The sequence below is a fragment of the Arthrobacter sp. NA-172 genome (genome assembly GCF_043952055.1).
Taxonomy (GTDB): Bacteria; Actinomycetota; Actinomycetes; order Actinomycetales; family Micrococcaceae; genus Arthrobacter.
In genome coordinates, this window is sequence record NZ_JBINOT010000003.1 from 499946 (window position 1) to 519597 (window position 19652).

Below are 19652 nucleotides of genomic sequence, written 5' to 3' on the forward strand. Positions count from 1 at the left end.
TGGCTTTTCACGCTGTTTGGTGTGGGGGGTGTGTGGTACGGGGTTGTTGTTTGAGAACTACATAGTGGACGCGAGCATCTGACATGGGCAGGCCTTTTGGGGTTTGTTCCGTGTCTACAGCAATTTCTTTTTATGAACCTGGTGCCGGTGTGCGCTCCTTCGGGGGTGTGTGTCGGTGTCTGTGGTTCTCTCGAAATTTGTGTTGTTTTTGTGTGGTCAAGTTTTTAAGGGCACACGGTGGATGCCTTGGCATTAGGAGCCGAAGAAGGACGTAGGAATCTGCGATAAGCCTGGGGGAGTTGATAACCGAACGGTGATCCCAGGATGTCCGAATGGGGAAACCCCGCCAGACGCGTTTTGCGTGATCTGGTGACCCGCATCTGAACACATAGGGTGCGTGGGGGGAACGCGGGGAAGTGAAACATCTCAGTACCCGCAGGAAGAGAAAACAAGAGTGATTCCGTTAGTAGTGGCGAGCGAACGCGGATGAGGCTAAACCGTTCCATGTGTGATAGCCGGCGGGTGTTGCATGGGCGGGGTTGTGGGACTTTCCGTACTGGTTCTGCCGGACCGGTGGGGTGAGAGTGTGGGCATAGGTGAACGGTCTTGAAAGGCCGGCCGTAGAGGGTGTGAGCCCCGTAACCGTAATGTCGTGCACCGCCTGAGAGGATCCCAAGTAGCACGGGGCCCGAGAAATCCCGTGCGAATCTGTCAGGACCACCTGATAAGCCTAAATACTTCCTAATGACCGATAGCGGACCAGTACCGTGAGGGAAAGGTGAAAAGTACCCCGGGAGGGGAGTGAAACAGTACCTGAAACCGTGTGCTTACAATCCGTCGGAGCATCTGCAGCTTGTCTGTATGGGTGTGACGGCGTGCCTTTTGAAGAATGAGCCTGCGAGTTAGTGTTACGTCGCGAGGTTAACCCGTGTGGGGTAGCCGTAGCGAAAGCGAGTCTGAACAGGGCGAGTGTAGTGGCGTGATCTAGACCCGAAGCGGAGTGATCTACCCATGGCCAGGTTGAAGCGACGGTAAGACGTCGTGGAGGACCGAACCCACTTCAGTTGAAAATGGAGGGGATGAGCTGTGGGTAGGGGTGAAAGGCCAATCAAACTCCGTGATAGCTGGTTCTCCCCGAAATGCATTTAGGTGCAGCGTTGCGTGTTTCTTGCCGGAGGTAGAGCTACTGGATGGCCGATGGGCCCTACAAGGTTACTGACGTCAGCCAAACTCCGAATGCCGGTAAGTGAGAGCGCAGCAGTGAGACTGTGGGGGATAAGCTTCATAGTCGAGAGGGAAACAGCCCAGACCACCAACTAAGGCCCCTAAGCGTGTGCTAAGTGGGAAAGGATGTGGAGTTGCGAAGACAACCAGGAGGTTGGCTTAGAAGCAGCCATCCTTGAAAGAGTGCGTAATAGCTCACTGGTCAAGTGATTCCGCGCCGACAATGTAGCGGGGCTCAAGTACACCGCCGAAGTTGTGGATTTCAGAGTATAGACAAGCCTTCGTGGTTCAGTCCTCTGGAGTGGTAGGGGAGCGTCGTGTGGGCGGTGAAGTCGCGGTGGAAACCAGCGGTGGAGCCTACACGAGTGAGAATGCAGGCATGAGTAGCGAAAGACGGGTGAGAAACCCGTCCGCCGAATGATCAAGGGTTCCAGGGTCAAGCTAATCTGCCCTGGGTAAGTCGGGACCTAAGGCGAGGCCGACAGGCGTAGTCGATGGACAACGGGTTGATATTCCCGTACCGGCGAAGGACCGCCCATGCTGATCGGGGGATACTAACCGCCCGGAGCCTGCCCAATCACCCTTGTGGTGTGCGGGTTTTGGCCGAGCGCGGGATCTGATCCCGGGAGGTAAGCGTATTAACAGGTGTGACGCAGGAAGGTAGCCGGGCCGGGCGATGGTTGCCCCGGTCTAAGGATGTAGGGTCAGCGATAGGCAAATCCGTCGCTGTGTCTTGGATGACGTGCCTGAGATCTGACGGGACTCCCGCAAGGGGGGATCCGGTGATCCTATGCTGCCTAGAAAAGCATCGACGCGAGGTTCGAGCTGCCCGTACCCCAAACCGACACAGGTGATCAGGTAGAGAATACCAAGGCGATCGAGAGAATTATGGTTAAGGAACTCGGCAAAATGCCCCCGTAACTTCGGGAGAAGGGGGGCCCCAACCTTGAACGGTACTAGCGACCGGGAGGGGATCGGGGCCGCAGAGACCAGGGGGAAGCGACTGTTTACTAAAAACACAGGTCCGTGCGAAGTCGCAAGACGATGTATACGGACTGACTCCTGCCCGGTGCTGGAAGGTTAAAGAGGACCGGTTAGCCGCAAGGCGAAGCTGAGAATTTAAGCCCCAGTAAACGGCGGTGGTAACTATAACCATCCTAAGGTAGCGAAATTCCTTGTCGGGTAAGTTCCGACCTGCACGAATGGAGTAACGACTTCCCCGCTGTCTCAACCATAAACTCGGCGAAATTGCAGTACGAGTAAAGATGCTCGTTACGCGCAGCAGGACGGAAAGACCCCGAGACCTTTACTATAGTTTGGTATTGGTGTTCGGAGTGGCTTGTGTAGGATAGGTGGGAGACGTTGAAGCCCGGACGCCAGTTCGGGTGGAGTCATCGTTGAAATACCACTCTGGTCACTTTGGACATCTAACTTCGGCCCGTGATCCGGGTCAGGGACAGTGCCTGATGGGTAGTTTAACTGGGGCGGTTGCCTCCTAAAAAGTAACGGAGGCGCCCAAAGGTTCCCTCAGCCTGGTTGGCAATCAGGTGTCGAGTGTAAGTGCACAAGGGAGCTTGACTGTGAGAGAGACATCTCAAGCAGGGACGAAAGTCGGGACTAGTGATCCGGCGGTACATTGTGGAATGGCCGTCGCTCAACGGATAAAAGGTACCTCGGGGATAACAGGCTGATCTTGCCCAAGAGTCCATATCGACGGCATGGTTTGGCACCTCGATGTCGGCTCGTCGCATCCTGGGGCTGGAGTAGGTCCCAAGGGTTGGGCTGTTCGCCCATTAAAGCGGTACGCGAGCTGGGTTTAGAACGTCGTGAGACAGTTCGGTCCCTATCCGCTGCGCGCGCAGGAAATTTGAGAAGGGCTGTCCTTAGTACGAGAGGACCGGGACGGACGAACCTCTGGTGTGTCAGTTGTACTGCCAAGTGCACCGCTGATTAGCTACGTTCGGATGGGATAACCGCTGAAAGCATCTAAGCGGGAAGCTCGCTTCAAGATGAGATTTCCAAACACCTCGTGTGTGAGAGGCCCCCAGCCAGACCACTGGGTTGATAGGCCGGATGTGGAAGACAGGACTAAAGACTGTTGAAGCTGACCGGTACTAATAGGCCGATAACTTACATCACACCAACAAAACTGCTTGCGTCCACTATGTGGTTCCCAGACAACAACACTGTTGCACGGGGACAAAAAACCACAACTGAATAACACGACTGTCACAACACAACAGCCGCAACCACAACACTTCCCACACCACCCCCCCAAGGGTTGGTGACGGGTGAAAAGGTTACGGCGGTCATAGCGTGGGGGAAACGCCCGGTCCCATTCCGAACCCGGAAGCTAAGACCCACAGCGCCGATGGTACTGCACCCGGGAGGGTGTGGGAGAGTAGGACACCGCCGGACAACCAGTACAGGTCGAGACCCCCCAACCACCAGGTCGGGGGGTCTCCCTCATTAACCCCCCAAACCACACCACCCAAACCAAACCCGGCCCCGGCTGGCCGGCCCGGGGTCATGGGAAAAAACGTGGGTAAATCCCGGGCGGGTCATGCGCGGTCCGGCCCAGCCTGTACGGCGCCGGAAGCCCTCGTCCCTGCAACCCCCGGAACCTCGCGACGCACAAAATTCTTGCGGGTGCGCTCAATCCCTGTCGACACCGGAATTCACGCGTCGAAACCCATTTACCGTATCGCCCAGCTGCAAGCCCCCCAGCCTGCCGGCCTGGCCACCCGCCGTCGACCCCAAACCAGACACCCGCCGTCGAACACGGCAGGAGCGTCCGGCCATCAGGGCCTATTGGCGAGCTGGCGGCACCCCCGTGGGCCCACATAAGTGAGCGTGCGCCGGAAGGGAGGGCGGTAGTGTTGATGCACATGGAGAGCCTTTTCAGTCACGCCGCGTCGGACTCGGAATCCCAGCCAGACCAGTCCGGTGAGTTGGAGCCCGTGGTGTGCACCGTCGTCGTGCCCTCACCTGTGGCGCATGCGTTCATGGGCTTTACCGACCACCCGCATTTGTGGTGGCCCATGGAGGACCACAGTGTCTATGGATCGGGCTCGCATGTTGAATTTGAGGAGAACCTGATCCTCGAGACGGCGGACGACGGCCGCACCTCGGTATGGGGAACGATCGATGATTGGCAGCCGCCGTTGTCCTTCCATGCGAGCTGGTATCCGGGCAGTACTGCGATGTGGTCCACTGAGGTTCGCGTGGCTTTCCGGGCGGTTGACGGGGGTACTGAGGTGCGCCTGGTCCACGACGGCTGGGAAGGTGCCGAGGATCCCGTCGGCACCCGTGCAAACTACGCGGCTGACTGGCCAGGAGTTCTTGAGCGTTATGTCCGGTTCATGGGCGGCGGAAGTGAGTAGAATCCGTCGCCTTCAAGCGGCCGATTGGCGGTTGCTGCGCGACGTGCGGCTCGAAATGCTCTCGGACACTCCCATGGCCTACGTGGAGAGCCTCGCTGCGGCGCGACGCCAGACTGACACGCAATGGCAAGAGCGCGCTGCCACTATGTCGGACGACTCAAGCGTCACTCTGGTGGCGGACGACGGTACCGACGGGAGCAGGATCCGCGGACTCATGCGCGTAGTGATCAAACAGCCACAGGATGCGTCCCGGCCGCGGCAGGCCATGCTCATCAGCGTGTATGTTGCGCCAGAGCACCGCGGTTTGGGCCTGGCGGGCCGGTTGCTTGATGAGGCTTGTGCTGTAGCAGGCGCTGAACTTGGCGCCGGTGTGATCGAGCTTGGCGTCCACGAAGACAACGCCCGCGCCAAAGGTTTTTATGCTAGGCATGGATTCGAAGCTACTGGAGCCTCCCGCCCCTACCCGAAGGACCACGCCAAGCGCGAAATCGTTATGGCCCGCAGGCTTCCGCCGCTCTCGGTGGACTACACAGCAGGAAAAGCCAACGACGGCGCAAGCGAAGCCGGCCGATTCGTGGAGGGGCTTGCCGCCGCGCTCACTCCCGGGCAAATCGCCGTCGACGAACCCACCCGCAGAATCTACTCTGTGGACCAAGGCCCTGTCTTGGACTTTCAGTTGCCTGTGGCCGTGGTGTTTGCCGAATCCAGGGAAGATGTCCAGCACGTGGTGCGTAGCTGCGCCCAGCACGGGGTTCCGATTGTTGCGCGCGGCGCCGGAACCGGTGTTTCTGGTGGTGCCCATGCCAGCGAGGGGTGCATCGTGCTCAGCCTGGAACGGATGAATCGCATTCTGCAGCTCAACCCGGACGACGAGACCGCCGTCGTCGAGCCTGGTGTGGTGAACGCTGATCTGAACGCTGCGGCGGCAGAACACGGGCTGATGTATGCGCCGGACCCCGCAAGCTACAAGGTGTCCACGATCGGCGGCAATGTGGCCACGAACGCCGGCGGCCTTCGGTGCGCCAAGTACGGCGTGACCCGCGACTCGGTGCTGGCGCTCGACGTCGTCCTGGCCGACGGGTCTCTCATCCACACCGGGCACCAGACCTTCAAAGGGGTGGCCGGTTACGATCTCACGGCCCTGTTTGTAGGCTCCGAGGGCACTCTGGGGATCGTTGTGGGCGTGACGGTGCGCCTGCGTTACCTGCCCCGCGATGTCCAGACTGTTGCCGCCTTCTACCCGGACTTCCGTGGTGCCGCCGCGGGCGTCCATGGCGGTTGGAAGGGCGCGTATCCAGCCCGCCATCATGGAGATGCTCGACGCCGGAACGCTCGCGCAGCTCGACGAGCTGTACGGCTCGGACCTCCGTGAACGCGGGCAGGCCTTGCTGTTGATTCAGACCGACGGATTCGGGGCGGCCGCGGAAGCCGCGCTGGTGCGGGACGTCCTGGCGGCCGGCGGCGGCACGGTCACGACCGAGTCGGATGCGGAAGCCGAGCGCCTCATCGAGATGCGGCGCTCAAGCCGAGGGGACGAAGCGGACAACGAATACCGGGTAGGCGAGGACGTCGCCGTTCCGAGGTCACGGTTGGTGGACTACGTGGCCGCGCTCGAGGCGATGGCCGCCACCCACAATGTCCGGCTCAAGGTCGTGGCCCATGCGGGCGACGGCAACCTGCATCCCACCTTCTGGGTGGACCGCGTGGACATGAACGTCGACGAGGACGCGATGGCCAGCCTCAACAAGGCCCTTGACGACTCCATAGATACCGCACTGGAGATGGGTGGAACCATCACCGGCGAGCACGGGGTGGGGCAGTACAAGCTGCGCTGGCTAGGCCTTGAGCAGCCCGAACCTCTCCGCGAGTTGCAGCAACGCATCAAGGTGCTATTTGATCCAGCTGGGATCTTCAACCCCGGTAAGGCTATATAGCTAAACCCCGGAGTTTGTGTACAGGTCGGGCCCCTTAAGGCGGCTCTTAAGGGGCATCATCTGTACACAAACTCGCTAGTCGTCCGAATCCGGGTATTCGTCGTCGTCGTACCGGGACTCTTCGTTTTCGACTTCCAGGATCTTGAGCAACGCAGTGTCCGGATTGAGCATGATCGCTGCCTCGTCGCGCCGGTGGCGCAGCACGGTGTCCAGATACGACTGGACGGCCTCAGCCAAGGGGATGTGCCGGTCCTGCTTCTGGCTCATGTACCAGCGGTGTTCGAGGACTTCGTGGACCACTTCTGCTGGCTCAAGCTTGCCGGCGAGGTCGCGCGGGATGGACCGGACAATCGGCTCGAAGATCTGGCTGACCCAAACGTGCGCGCTGATTTCCTCGTCAAGGTCCGGGTTGTTGTCCGCCCGGAACGAATCCATGTCGTTGAGCAGGCGGCGGGCTTGGTTCTGTTGGGCATCCAAACCGGTGAGGCGGAGCAAACGGCGTTGGTAGTGGCCTGCGTCCACCACTTTCGGCTGGAGCTGGATGGTGGAGCCATCCGCGGTGGTTTTGATGGCGTATTCCTCGACGTCGAAGCCGAGTTCGTTGAGGCGGCGGATGCGCGCGCCCACTCGCCAGCGCTCACCGAGTTCGAACGATTCCTTTTCGGTGAGTTCAGCCCAAAGCCGGCGGTACGAGTCCATGATGAGCTCCGACGTCGCCACCGGGTCCACCTCCTCGATCAGGCCGCCTTCGAGCAAGTCCATGAGTTCCCCGGCGATGTTGACACGGGCGATCTCGAGATCGTACTCGCGCTGGCCCACGGAAAGGTCAGGATAAAGCTCGCCGGTTTCGGCATCGACGAGGTAGGCGGCGAACGCGCCGGCGTCGCGACGGAACAGGGTGTTGGAGAGCGAAACATCGCCCCAGTAGAAGCCGATCAGGTGCAGGCGCACCAGCAGCAGGGCTTGGGCGTCGATGAGCCTGGTCAGGGTGTCGCGGCGCAGCATCTGCGAAAAAAGCGCGCGGTAGGGCATAGAGAACTTGAGGTGCCGGGTGACCAACACGGGGTTCAGCGGCTTGCCGTCAATGGTGGAGCGGCCGGTAATGACGGCAACCGGCTCGACGCAGGGAACGTCCAGCCGGGCCAGCTTACGGAGCATGTGGTATTCATGCCGGGCGATGTGCTCCGACGTTTCCTTGATGGCGATGACGGAACCGGCCAGATGGGCGAACCGCACGATGTGACGGGAAATGCCGCGCGGCAGTGCGGCCAGGTTCGCGGCAGGCCAGTCCTCGAGGGCAACGTGCCAGGGCAAGTCGAGGAGCTCGGGATCCGCTGCGGCGGCCGTGATGTTGAGGGATCCGATCACGCTCGCCGGCGGGGCGGTGTCATTGGCGCTGGCGGCCTCAGTGCGCGGGAGTTTGCCGACCTGCGCGTAGTCGGTAGGTTCGTCATGCCACTGGGCACCGCTTTGCTCGCTCATGGGTCAATTCTTCCGTATGGGGGCTGCTGTTAACGACGACGGCGGCCCGTCCACTCGGAAGGGCCGCCGTCGTTATTGCGGGTTAGTCGCCCAGGCGCAGGCCCGTCTTGGTGTCGAACAGGTGCACGTGACCGGACTGCGGGCGTACTGAGATAGTCTCGCCCTTCATCGGGGGACGGCGGCCATCGACGCGGGCCACGATGTCGTGGCTCTTGCCGTCAAGCGTGGTGTGGCCGTAAACGTAAGCGTCGGCACCGAGCTCTTCGACGACGTCGACCTCGACCAGGAGGCCTTCGCCTGCACCAACGGTCTCGAGGTCTTCCGGACGGGAACCGAGCGTGACGGTCTTGCCGTGTGCCTCTTCGAGGACGTCGTGCGGTACCGGGTAGACCGTTCCACCGAACTGCACACCGCCGTCGACGACCGGAAGTTCCAGCAGGTTCATAGCGGGGGAGCCGATGAAGCCGGCCACGAAGACGTTCTTCGGCTTGTCGTAGAGGTTGCGCGGGGTGTCGACCTGCATCAGCAGACCGTCCTTCAGCACAGCCACGCGGTCGCCCATGGTCATGGCCTGCGGCCTGGTCGTGGGTCACGTAGACCGTGGTGACGCCGAGGCGGCGGGTCAGGGACGCGATCTGGGTGCGGGTCTGGACACGGAGCTTGGCGTCCAGGTTGGAAAGCGGCTCATCCATGAGGAAGACCTGCGGGTTACGGACAATTGCACGGCCCATGGCAACACGCTGACGCTGGCCACCGGAGAGTGCCTTCGGCTTGCGGTTCAGGTACGGCTCGAGGTCAAGAAGCTTCGCGGCTTCGCGGACGCGCTCGGCGCGCTCTTCCTTGGAGACTCCGGCGATCTTGAGTGCGAAGCCCATGTTGTCCGCAACGGTCATGTGCGGGTACAGCGCGTAGTTCTGGAAGACCATGGCGATGTCGCGGTCCTTCGGCGGAACGTCCGTGACATCGCGGTCGCCGATCAGAATGCGGCCCGAGTTCACATCCTCAAGACCTGCGAGCATGCGCAGGGAGGTGGACTTACCGCAACCGGAGGGTCCAACGAGGACCAGGAATTCGCCATCGGCGATGTCGATGTTGAGCTTATCGACGGCGGGCTTTTCTGTGCCCGGGTACAGACGCGTAGCGTTATCAAAAGTAACTGTTGCCACAGTTATCAATCCCTTCACCGGCAGGTACGTGCCGGACGATCCGTTGTGAATGGTTCATGTTTATTCAGTTGGACTCCCCGCCCTGAGCTGAAGCCCAGGCAGGGGAGTTCGTGTGACGCCGCACGGTAGTTGTGCGTCACATCACACCCCAGAGTATGGCAGCACTCTCCGCTATTCGCGAAAATGTTACGAAGGTCACATGTGAGTTCAGTCTCCTGCGAGTTCGCGGCGCCGCTCCCGCAGGACCGTTTCCAAGAGTTCCGCCACATGGACGGGCGCTTCGACCCGGAATTCAGCCTGGGTGAACCCCAGCCCGACCTTCACTCCGAGGTCGCCCGCACCCAACCTGGCAATCGCGTCTTCATCGGTAACGTCGTCGCCGGCGAAGATGATCCCCGTGGCTCCCGTGGCCTGGCGCAGGAACTCGACGGCCTCGCCTTTGGAAGAGTGCACCACCGATGTCTCAAGCACGCGCTTGCCGTCCTTGAGGAAGACTCCGGGGCGGCCCTCAAGAACCGCCCGCGCGGCGGCGACGGCGTCCTCCGCCACGTCGTCGGCTGCAAGGCGCGTATGGAGTACGACGCCGGCAGGCTTGTCCTCGAGCACGGTCCCCGGAGCTTCCTGCGAGATTCCAGCCAAGACCTCGCGGACTTCGGCGAGGAGCTCACGTTGGGTGTCGTCGAGCTGGAGCTCCGCCGAGCCTGCGCCCAGCCATGCCTCAGCGCCATGGCTGCCGATCAGAAGCGTTGCCTCCGGGGGAGAGGCGACCGCCCGCAGACTTGCCAGTGCCCGCCCGGAGATGAGCGCCGTCGTCGTCCGTGGAAGTTTGGCGAGTTCAGCGAAAGCGGTGGCTGACCGTTCAAGTGGCCGGGCGTCGTCGGCACGATCCACCAGGGGCGAGATGGTGCCGTCAAAGTCCATCGCCACCAAAAGCTGGTCTGTTCCCGCGATCCGGCGGACGGCGTCGAGCAGTTCCGGGGACAAGCTCAGCGGGGGAGTTTCAGGAGTCATCGCGCACCACGGTTTCGGCCAGGGCCGCGAGGAACTCGGCGGACCAGTGATCGACGTTGTGGTCGAGGATTTGCTTGCGCATGGACTTCATCCGGCGACGGGATTCGTTCGGAGGCAGGTGGACGGCCCTCATGATGGTGTTCTTGAGTCCGTCGATGTCGTGCGGATTCATGAGGAGTGCTTGCTTGAGTTGATCGGCCGCGCCGGTGAACTCACTAAGGACCAAGGCGCCCGTGTTGTTGGTCCGGGCTGTGACATATTCCTTGGCCACAAGGTTCATGCCGTCGCGCAACGCCGTCACCAGCATGACGTCGGCCGCGAGATACAGGGCCACCATCTCCTCGACCGGGTAGCTGTGGTGGAGGTAGCGGACGGCCGTGTTCTGCATCGTGTCGTAGCTGCCGTTGATGTGGCCCACGGTGCCTTCAATATCCTCGCGCAGGAGCCTGTATTGCCGTACGCGCTCGCGGCTGGGGCTCGCCACCTGGATGAGTGTGGCGTCCTCCACAGTGAGCCGTCCTTCCTTGAGGAGTTCCTCAAAGGCCTTCAAGCGGTGGGGGATGCCCTTGGTGTAGTCGAGGCGGTCCACGCCCAGGAGGATGGTTTTGGGGTTGCCGAGGTCCAGGCGGATCTGCCGGGCACGTTCGATGATGTCCGGGCGCTCCGCGAGTTCGCTGATTTGGTCTACGGCGATGGAGATCGGGAAGGCCTGTGCACGGGCAATATGCGTGATCCGGCCACCCGGTCCCTTGACGTGGATCTGTTGCTGTTTGACGCTTGCGCCAATGAAGCGGCGTGCCGAGCGCATGAAGTTTGCCGCGTCACTTGGGCGTTGGAAACCCACCAGGTCAGCGCCGAGCAGGCCTTCGATAATGGCCTGGCGCCACGGCAATTGGGCGAAGATCTCCGGCGGCGGGAACGGGATGTGGTTGAAGAAACCGATGCGCAGGTCCGGGCGTGCCTGACGGAGCATGCTCGGCACCAGCTGGAGCTGGTAGTCCTGCACCCACACGGTGGCGCCTTCGGCAGCGTGTTCGACGACGGCGTCGGCGAACCTCTGATTGACCTGACGGTAACTGTCCCACCAAGTGCGGTGGAATTCCGGCGGGGCGATGACGTCGTGGTAGAGCGGCCACAGCGTGGCGTTGGAGAAGCCTTCGTAATACAGCTCAACATCGTCGGTGCTGAGGTCCACGGGAACCAAGTCCATGCCGCCGTGGTTGAAAGGCTCCAACGCCTCGTCCGGGGCGCCGTGCCAACCAACCCACGCGCCATCGGTCTTGGTCATCATCGGCGCGAGGGCTGTCACCAAACCGCCGGGCGAACGGCGCCACCCGTCGTCGTTGTTATCCCCGTCCTCGCTGGTGCAGCGGTCCACGGGAAGGCGGTTCGAGACCACCATGAAATCGTATTTCGCTGACTTTGACGCCGGCGTGGTCTTGGGTGTGGAATCGAGTTTTTCGCTTGACGTTTCTTGCATTGATGCCCCTGGAATTGCTTTTGGCCCAACTCCTACCCTACCGGCGGGAATCATCCGGGACACCTGCTCGTTCCTCAGACTGGAGTCAATGACCTCAGCTTGGCTGTCAGTCTTCTCCCGTAAACTGGCCCCGTTGCCATAGCTAGAACAACTAGACCAACGCCGTCGATTAACCCGAGGAACTGATGAGCCCCGCAAACGAACCACGCCTGTCCAAGGCAGAGCGCACCGCCCAGGCCCGCGAAAAGGCCCGCCAGATCCGTGAGGCTCAGGTGAAGAAGGACAAGCGCAACAAGTTGCTGGTTGGCTGGGGCATCGTGGTTGCCGTCGTCGCGATCCTCGCGGTCATTGCCCTCGTGGTTACTCAGAACATTGCGAACAACGCTCCGATTGCGGACCAAGGCCCGACGCCGGCCAACGTGAACGTGCACGGCGGCGTGACGCTGCTGAAGGGCACCGATGTGACGAAGGTGGCCGCCGGCACGGTAAACCTGGCGGACCTGCCGGCAGCTCCGGCGACCAAGCCCGCCACCGTGACCGCTCCCGGCGCCGAAGCTGAAGCCGGAAAACCGGTCAAGGTGGTGGCCTACATCGACTTCATCTGCCCTATCTGCAAGAACTTCGAGACCACGTACAGCCAGCAACTGACTCAGTTGCGCAACGACGGCAAGATCACCTTGGAGTACCGTCCGTTCGGCTTCCTTGACGCCAGCTCCAGCACCAACTACTCCTCTCGCGCCGCCAACGCCGCGGCGTGCGTGGCCAACACGTCGCCGGACAAGTACTCGGCACTCGTTGACCTGCTGTACGCACAGCAGCCTGCCGAGGGCAGCGCAGGTATTTCGGACAACGACCTCAAGAAGCTGGCCACCCAGGCGGGATCGGCCAACATTGACTCTTGCATCGACAACAAGACGTACCGCCCGTTCGTCAAGGTAGTCACCCAAGAGGCGAAGAATATCGGGATCTCCGGCACGCCGACGGTCTTCATCGACGGTCAGCAGTGGGACAACAAGGCGGACTTCATGACAGTGCTGAATGCGGCTGTCGCAGCGAAGAAGTAGCTCTTGCAGGCCTGAGGCCTGAGGCCTGAGGCCTGGTCCTGCAACCTGCCGGTCCGCGCCCGCTGCCGCACAGCGGCGGGCGCCGGCTCGGCGGGAGTCCGCGGAATTTCCGTGGGCGGGAGGTCCTGGGCTACCCTTATCTAGCGCTCTTGCGCACCAACTCCGGTCCGCCGGGGTAACCCGCTCCGGCTTGCCGGGGCAACCCGCTCCGGTCCGCCGGGGCAACCCGCTCCGGTCCGCCGGGGTGCGCCTCCTTAGCTCAGTTGGCCAGAGCACCGCTCTTGTAAAGCGGGGGTCGTCGGTTCGAATCCGACAGGGGGCTCCATTTGTGGGCCCATCTTCCGCGCAATAAGTGTCGCGCTGGACTTGCGGACCGTTTTGAAAGTCACCTAGGCGTATCCGATTGGACCCGGGCCAAAGTGCTTGCCGCCAGCCTTGAAGGCACTGCCGACCGCGAAGCCGGGCAGTCACGACTCAGCGCCGACCGAGACCAGGGAACCCGCCCGGCGCGTCCGTGGCCTAAGCTTCAGGTTGCAGCCCGAAAGCCCGCAAAACGCGGGGTCAGCAGTCAGGGGTGCGTCGTGGCACCGGGGTGCCCGGTACGTGATTCCTGCCGGTCACTCGTACGAAAACACTCAGCCTATTTAAATTCACGGCGTTAGCCCGTGTTTATCAGAGATAAACAGAAGTTGCACACAGCGGCTACAAATGGTGCTCCTGCCTAGATACCGCGTACCTCGAACGTGCAAGTGCACATACTCAGGTGATCGTGTTGCCCCTAGTCTCTATTCGGCTGTTGTGCAGATCACAATATGCGCGGCCGCCATCGTCGGCGGCGGTCGGTTCCCAGAGGGGCCGACTCGAGTTCAAGGAAAGATGGATTTTGACCACCTCAACAACGGGCCAAGCCCAAAGCGGCGGACTTGAAGTCCGCTCTATCGACTACGTCCCATTGGGCGAGCGCCACGGAAAAGTGTCCAGTATCGGGCCACTGTGGTTCATGAGCAACGCGCAGATTGCCACACTGGCAGTGGGACTGATCGGCGTCACCACTGGCGGCAACTTGGTCTGGTCCCTGATCGCGATTGCCGTCGGTGTGCTCGTCGGGACGCTCTTCATGGCGGCCCATTCCTCGCAGGGGCCTCAACTGGGCCTGCCTCAAATGATCCAGTCGCGCCCGCAGTTCGGATACATCGGCGCCCTTTTGGTCTGGCTTTTCGCCTACCTCCAGTACGCCGGCTTCAACATCTTCAACACGGTGCTCGCCGGGCAGGCCATCGCAGGCTCCGTTCACGTAGGCTCGGACAACCTTTGGTTCTGGGTCGTGACGGTCGTCGCCGTCGTTGTCGCCCTTTTCGGATACGACCTGATCCACCGCTTCGAGCGCTACCTGACCTATCTCACGATCGCGATGCTAGCGTTGCTGACCATAGCGGCGCTCACCAAACTCGACCTCCCTGCAAATGCGCTAAACCTCGGCGACTTCCAGCCTGTGCCTTTCCTCGCCCAGCTGGGTGTTGCCGCGGGATACCAGATTTCCTGGGCGATCTACGTTTCTGACTATTCGCGGTACCTGCCCCCGAGCGCCGCGCGCCGAACCTTCAGCTACACCTTCTGGGGCAGCGCGCTCGGCGGAATCTGGGTGATGTTCCTCGGGGCGTTCATCGCTTCTTCCGCGGGCAAGGACTTCGACACCATAGGGTCGATCCGGGCGACGGCGGACAAGCTCTTTGGCGGCTTCGGCTCCATCGCTCTCTTCATCGCTGCCCTCGGCCTTGTCTCCGTCACGGCGCTGAACATGTACGGCGGCTCGCTGACCCTCATCTCCTCAATCGACAGCCTCCGGAAGATCAAGCCGACCCTCAAGCTGCGGATCGTCACCATAGCGATCACTGCCGTCATCTCCGTGGTACTCGCCAACGTCGCCTCCGACGACTTCCTGGCCAACTTCAACGACTTCCTGCTGCTGGTGCTGTACTTCTTCATCCCTTGGACCGCAGTGAACCTCATGGACTATTTCGTCGTCAGGAAGGGCCACTACGCCATCGCCGAGATCTTCAAGCCCGACGGCATCTACGGACGCTGGGGCTGGCCCGGCATCATCTCCTACCTCGTCGGCTTCGCGGTGATGATTCCCTTCTTCTCCGCGGGAAAGCTTTTCATCGGTCCCTCGGCCCAGGCGATGAGCGGTGCAGACATCTCCCTGTTTATCGGGCTGCCCGTAGCCGCCGTGCTCTACTGGCTTCTCGCGCGTAGGACAAACGTCGCGGCCGAGACCGCGGTTGCAGAAGCTGAGGAGGCAGAGCTCGACATCGCAGCGCATGAGAACGTGATGCCGTAGCACCACAGCGCATCTGAAAAGGCGATGCAAGGCATCGTCAGCACACGATGGCACACGTCGCTCGACGTGTGCCATCGTGATTTTGTGGCGGCGATGCCGCGAAGTGGTATGTGGCGATGCCACGAAAATGACTGCACCGGTAACCCGTCAGTTCGAATTCGAACTCGAGGTCGCCGCCGTGATCGGACGCAGCGGAACGACATTTATGGTGTCCGGTGCCGAAAGATACATCGCTGAGTACACGATTCTCTGCGACGGAGCTCGCGCGACCTCCAGGAATAGGAGATGCGTGTCGGCCCCGGGCCCGCGAAGGCGAAGGACGCAGCCACGTCGTTAGGTCCCTTCCCCGTCTTGCCGGGAGAGCTCGAGCCATGTCAGAGCGGCTCGGGATGGAAGAAATTCCGCCAACAATCCAGGACGTAATTCAAACGGGAAATTCCGCTTGCGTGATATCACTGTCATAAATCTCACGTTGACGGCCAATCGGAAAATCACGCCAAAGGATGGCAGGGACAAGGCCTGACAGCAAATGAGATCGCGGAGCGAACGCCGATACCGGATCATATGTCCGAAAATTAGTTTCGAGCCTCGCCGTAAGAATGCTGGTGAACATGGCAGCAGTCGTGGCGGAATGGTGAAGGAGGCAGGTGGCCATCGGGCCAGCCTGCCTCCTTCTGTTTGTGTCCCTCCGCCGCGCCCGTCGGTCGGGTTTTCTGTTGCGATTGAAATGGGTGGAGGGCTCATGCCTGCCGGTATTGACGGCAGCTGGTGGGGCCCGATGGGGCTTGTGCGGGCGGTGCCGCCGCGGATCGGGCCAAGTCCCTGCGGTGTTCGGCGCGGGCGCCCCGAACGAGGGGACAGTCGAGACCGTGTCTGGAGGTCAGTGGGCCAGGGCGGGCTCGGTCAATTGCACGGGCTCTGCCTCGGTGGGCACATATCCTGCTTGAAGTTCGGAGCGGAGTTTCTCGATGTCCAGGGCGCCTTGCCATTTGGCGACGGCGACGCAGGAGACGATGTTGCAGAGCGTGCTGGTGAGGGCGCGGGCTTCGCTCATGAAGCGGTCGATACCTACGATGAGGGCTACACCGGCGACAGGCAGTGTGGGTAGGACCGTCAGGGTTGCGACGAGGGCCACGAAGCCGCTGCCGGTCACGCCGGCCGCGCCCTTGGAGGTCAGGAGCATCATGCCGAGCATGAGGAGGATCTGGCCCCAGCTGAGTTGGATGTCGCAGGCCTGGGCGATGAACATGGAGGCGAGTGTGAGGTAGACGGCCGTCCCGGTGAGATTGAAGGAGTAACCGGTGGGGACGACGAGTCCGACGACGCCGCGGTCGCAGCCGATGCGCTCGAGCTTGGTGAGCAGTCGGGGAAGGACAGGTTCGCTTGAGGATGTTGCGAGGACGATGAGTATTTCGTCCTTGAAGTAGCGCAGGATCCGCCACAGGCTAAAGCCTGTGAGCTTTGAGAGGATGCCCAGCCCGACGACTACGAAGACGATGCACGCGGCGTAGAACGCGAGAATCAGCATGCCGAGGTTGCCGATGGAGTGGGCTCCGTACTTGCCCACAGTGAAGGCCATGGCGCCGAAAGCTCCGAGCGGAGCGACCTTCATGATGTAGCCGAACATGACGAACAGCAGCTTGTTGAAGCTGTTCACGACGTTCAGGGCCAGGACGCCGGGTGCGCCCAGCTTGCTGAAACCGAAACCGCACAGCAGGGCAATGACGAGCACGGGCAGGACGTCACCGTTGGAAAAAGCTCCGACGAAGGTTGCGGGGATGATGCTGAGAATGAAGTCCACGGGGTTGCTGCTGGGCAGCTGCTTCGTGTAAGTGGAGGCGACCGAGGGGTCCAGGTGGGTCGGGTCGATGTGCATTCCGGCGCCGGGTTGGAACAGCAGGACCGAGCCGAGGCCGAGGGCCAGTGCCAGGGCGGTGAGCACGTAGAAGAGGCCGAGGGAGCGGGCCAGGGTGGGGCCGACCTTTTTCGTGTCGGTCAGCGAGGTGATGCCACCGACGATGGTGCAGAACACGATGGGCGCGATCATGAATTTTACGAGTTTGACGAAGCCGTCCCCAACGGGTTTGAGGGATGAGCCAAGATCGGGCCATAGTGCTCCGACAAGGATGCCTAGGGCGACGCCGATGAGTACCTGGACGTAGAGGTGTCCGAGGATGGGTTTGATCTTCATTGAACAACTTCCTGGATGAACGGCCCCATCAAGAATGATGACAGGGACTGGGCTGTGTGGGCTAGGCCGGCAATTCGGCCGTTTGAGCGACGGCGATGTCGGCGGTGGCAAGGTGTCTGGCGGCCCGGTGCAGGGCAACCTCGGTGACCTGCCCGTTCTCGTCCGTCATCACTTCTGTGGTGATGACGCCGGCAGGTGTGCCGATGCGCAGCAATCGTGGAACTCCCGGCCCCGGGGCGTGGGCGGGGGCCAGCGCCTTGGCCACGACCGATCCCGGCAGTGCGGCTGCGAGAGTGAGAGCGACTGCTGAGGTGAGTCCGATGGCCGGATGGGGCGTGAGCATCGACAGCATCCGCACACGCAGGTCGTGGCTGTCCGCCGCGATCGGCCTGCCATCGGCCGCGATGTAGTTCCCAGGCGAAGCGATGACACCAACCTTCGGCACGGCGTTCTGCGGCGGATCCTCCGGCTTCCTCAGCCCCATCATCAGACCAGCCGACGCGCGGGCCTCAACCAGTGTTGGCAAGTGTCCGGAGAGGTTGCCGGCCATCGACGACAGGTCGATCCCTGCCTCATCGGCCGGAATGAGCGCTGCAGGTGCCCCGGCGTCGACCAGTGTTGCCGTGAGCATGGCCCCCGCGGCCGCAATCTCGTTCGTGACGCTCCCCGTTGGTAGCACCGCCCCGGTGCTACCGCCCCACGGGGCGTGGAAGGACAGTCTGACGGGAACGCCAGGCGCGGAGCTGCCCGAGACCCGGGCAAGGCCCGACGTCGGGATGCTGCCCCCCGGGGTGGTGATCGTTCCGCTGAGCACTGCCCCGGTGTTCAGGTTACGCATCCTGACCCGCGTGATGCCCTCGGCCGGGGGAACGATGCCGGACTGGACCGCGTACAAGGCGATGGCAGTGGCGCAGTTACCGCAATTGGAGCCCAGTTCCACGGATGGATCTCCAATCCCGACCTGAGCGAAGAGATAGTCAAGATCGGCCTCCCCGCCAGGTGTGGGCCAGATGACAGCGGCTTTCGACGTCGTGGAGGTCCCGCCGCCAACGCCGTCAAGCTGCCGGGCATCTGCTGCCCCGAAGGCATCTGCCAGCAGTGTGCGGATCTCCTCTCGGCTTCCCGCGTGAGCCGCCATGTCGTCGGCTGAGAAGAGCCAGCACTTACTTGTGCCACCCCGGTACCAGTGGCCTCGGAGGAGTCCCATTATCGTCTCCCTTAGGTGTCGTAGTTTCGCGCTTCACAGCGCATCGTCCTTCTACGATCCGCGACGGGACACTTCAGCACAATCACAAGAAAATCAATAGCCCTATAGTTTTGCTAAACTCATTCCATGCCCGACCTCGACCTGCACAGGCTTCATCTGCTCCGCCAGGTGGGCCGTTCCGGCTCACTGACATCTGCGGCGACAGCCCTCTCTTTTACGACTTCGGCCGTATCGCAGCAAATAGCGAAGCTCGAACACGAAGTGGGTGTCGCGCTGGTCGAGCGACACCCAAGGGGTGTGGAGCTCACAGAAGCCGGTCATGCCCTCCTGGGATACGCCGACGACATCGACAGAACGATTGAAGCCGCCCGGGCCGAGATGGAAGAGTTCGCTGGGCTGCGGCGGGGCCAGCTGCGGATGGGGGCGTTCCCGACCGTGGGTGCTTCCCTCATGCCGGATGTGGTGCTCGCGTTCCGCGCCCGCTATCCGGATGTCGCCGTGACGGTCATCAGCCTCCGCCGGGACGGCCTGCTGGAACGGTTGCGCCGGCGGGACATTGAACTCACCCTCCTGTGGGACTATCCCTGGCAACGGATTGACGACGATGATCTGACCCTGGTTAGGCTCACGAACGACCCCACGATGCTCCTCGTACAGCGCGACCACCCCCTCGCGAAGCGCGGCTCAGTACGGATCGACACCTTGAAGGACCAGGAGTGGATCGTCCGCGATGAACATCCCGTCGCCGACGTGCTCCGCCGGGTGTGCCGCGATGCCGGGTTCGAGCCCCGAATCGCCTTTGCCGCCAACGACTACCAAGAGACACAGGGCATGGTCGCGGCTGGCATCGGCATCGCCTTAGCCCCGCAACTGGCCCTGAGCGCGCTCCGTCCCGACGTCATCGCCGTTCCGCTCGCTGGCGCCCCTCAGCGCAGAATCCTTCTAGCCCACCTCGCCAACCGGAGACTCAGCCCGGCGGCCAAGCAAGCTACGGCCGTTTTTCAGTCGACCGCGAAGCGGACGCAAAGTCTGCACAACGATTAGCTGGCGCGCCTTCCGTTTGGACGGCGCACGGCTGGTACCCTGGCCGCGTCGGATTCATCGACGACCCAGTGGTTTCCGACGCGCTCCGCCTTGATGGCGCCGTGAGCGACAAGGTTACGCGCCCG

At 61.9% G+C, this 19652-nt stretch carries 10 protein-coding genes, 1 tRNA gene, 2 rRNA genes and 3 pseudogenes; 10 read left to right on the forward strand and 6 right to left on the reverse strand.

The window, feature by feature from the left end:
* The first annotated feature begins 214 nt into the window (after window positions 1-214).
* The 5 genes and pseudogenes from ACF0H6_RS16320 to ACF0H6_RS16340 all read left to right on the forward strand — a co-directional run bounded on the left by ACF0H6_RS16320 (window position 215) and on the right by ACF0H6_RS16340 (window position 6541).
* Window positions 215-3363, forward strand: a 23S ribosomal RNA gene (locus ACF0H6_RS16320).
* Between the two features lie 162 nt (window positions 3364-3525).
* Window positions 3526-3642: ribosomal RNA gene (gene rrf, locus ACF0H6_RS16325) — 5S ribosomal RNA — on the forward strand.
* 470 nt (window positions 3643-4112) lie between these two features.
* Window positions 4113-4607 (forward strand): hypothetical protein, encoded by a 495-nt coding sequence (locus ACF0H6_RS16330; RefSeq protein WP_395251335.1) that lies wholly within the window; start codon window positions 4113-4115, stop codon window positions 4605-4607.
* 73 nt (window positions 4608-4680) lie between these two features.
* Window positions 4681-5049 (forward strand): annotated as a pseudogene (locus ACF0H6_RS16335) (GNAT family N-acetyltransferase); the annotation flags it as partial.
* A gap of 132 nt (window positions 5050-5181) precedes the next feature.
* A pseudogene (locus ACF0H6_RS16340) lies at window positions 5182-6541 on the forward strand (FAD-binding oxidoreductase).
* A gap of 75 nt (window positions 6542-6616) precedes the next feature.
* On the opposite strand, the gene ACF0H6_RS16345 reads toward ACF0H6_RS16340, so the two are convergent.
* From ACF0H6_RS16345 to ACF0H6_RS16360, 4 genes and pseudogenes are all read right to left on the reverse strand, one after another.
* On the reverse strand, window positions 6617-8023 hold the full coding sequence (locus ACF0H6_RS16345; RefSeq protein ID WP_395250595.1) for a DUF4032 domain-containing protein: 1407 nt from the start codon (window positions 8021-8023) through the stop codon (window positions 6617-6619).
* Between the two features lie 82 nt (window positions 8024-8105).
* Window positions 8106-9189: pseudogene (locus tag ACF0H6_RS16350) on the reverse strand (ABC transporter ATP-binding protein).
* A 207-nt stretch (window positions 9190-9396) separates the two neighbouring features.
* Complete coding sequence (otsB, locus tag ACF0H6_RS16355) at window positions 9397-10200, reverse strand: trehalose-phosphatase (protein WP_395250596.1); 804 nt, start codon at window positions 10198-10200, stop codon at window positions 9397-9399.
* Window positions 10190-11680: a trehalose-6-phosphate synthase gene (locus ACF0H6_RS16360; protein WP_395250597.1), complete on the reverse strand. Its 1491-nt coding sequence runs from the start codon at window positions 11678-11680 to the stop codon at window positions 10190-10192. The genes otsB and ACF0H6_RS16360 overlap by 11 nt, the downstream gene beginning before the upstream one ends.
* Window positions 11681-11865: 185 nt before the next feature.
* Here ACF0H6_RS16360 and ACF0H6_RS16365 point away from each other — a divergent pair, with 185 nt between their 5' ends.
* The 4 genes from ACF0H6_RS16365 to ACF0H6_RS16380 all read left to right on the forward strand — a co-directional run bounded on the left by ACF0H6_RS16365 (window position 11866) and on the right by ACF0H6_RS16380 (window position 15422).
* Window positions 11866-12744, forward strand: a complete 879-nt coding sequence (locus tag ACF0H6_RS16365; protein ID WP_395250598.1) for a DsbA family protein — start codon at window positions 11866-11868, stop codon at window positions 12742-12744.
* A gap of 248 nt (window positions 12745-12992) precedes the next feature.
* A tRNA-Thr gene (locus ACF0H6_RS16370) sits at window positions 12993-13069 on the forward strand.
* Between the two features lie 558 nt (window positions 13070-13627).
* Window positions 13628-15085, forward strand: coding sequence for a purine-cytosine permease family protein (locus tag ACF0H6_RS16375; protein WP_395250599.1), 1458 nt, complete (start codon window positions 13628-13630; stop codon window positions 15083-15085).
* 103 nt (window positions 15086-15188) lie between these two features.
* On the forward strand, window positions 15189-15422 hold the full coding sequence (locus tag ACF0H6_RS16380) for a fumarylacetoacetate hydrolase family protein (RefSeq protein WP_395251336.1): 234 nt from the start codon (window positions 15189-15191) through the stop codon (window positions 15420-15422).
* Window positions 15423-15965: 543 nt separating this feature from the next.
* Here ACF0H6_RS16380 and dctA read toward each other — a convergent pair.
* On the reverse strand, window positions 15966-17276 hold the full coding sequence (gene dctA, locus ACF0H6_RS16385) for a C4-dicarboxylate transporter DctA (RefSeq protein ID WP_395250600.1): 1311 nt from the start codon (window positions 17274-17276) through the stop codon (window positions 15966-15968).
* A 61-nt stretch (window positions 17277-17337) separates the two neighbouring features.
* Window positions 17338-18483: a PrpF domain-containing protein gene (locus tag ACF0H6_RS16390; RefSeq protein WP_395250601.1), complete on the reverse strand. Its 1146-nt coding sequence runs from the start codon at window positions 18481-18483 to the stop codon at window positions 17338-17340.
* A gap of 126 nt (window positions 18484-18609) precedes the next feature.
* On the opposite strand from ACF0H6_RS16390, the gene ACF0H6_RS16395 reads away from it, so the two are divergent.
* Window positions 18610-19527, forward strand: a complete 918-nt coding sequence (locus ACF0H6_RS16395; protein WP_395250602.1) for a LysR family transcriptional regulator — start codon at window positions 18610-18612, stop codon at window positions 19525-19527.
* The last annotated feature ends 125 nt before the right edge of the window (window positions 19528-19652 follow it).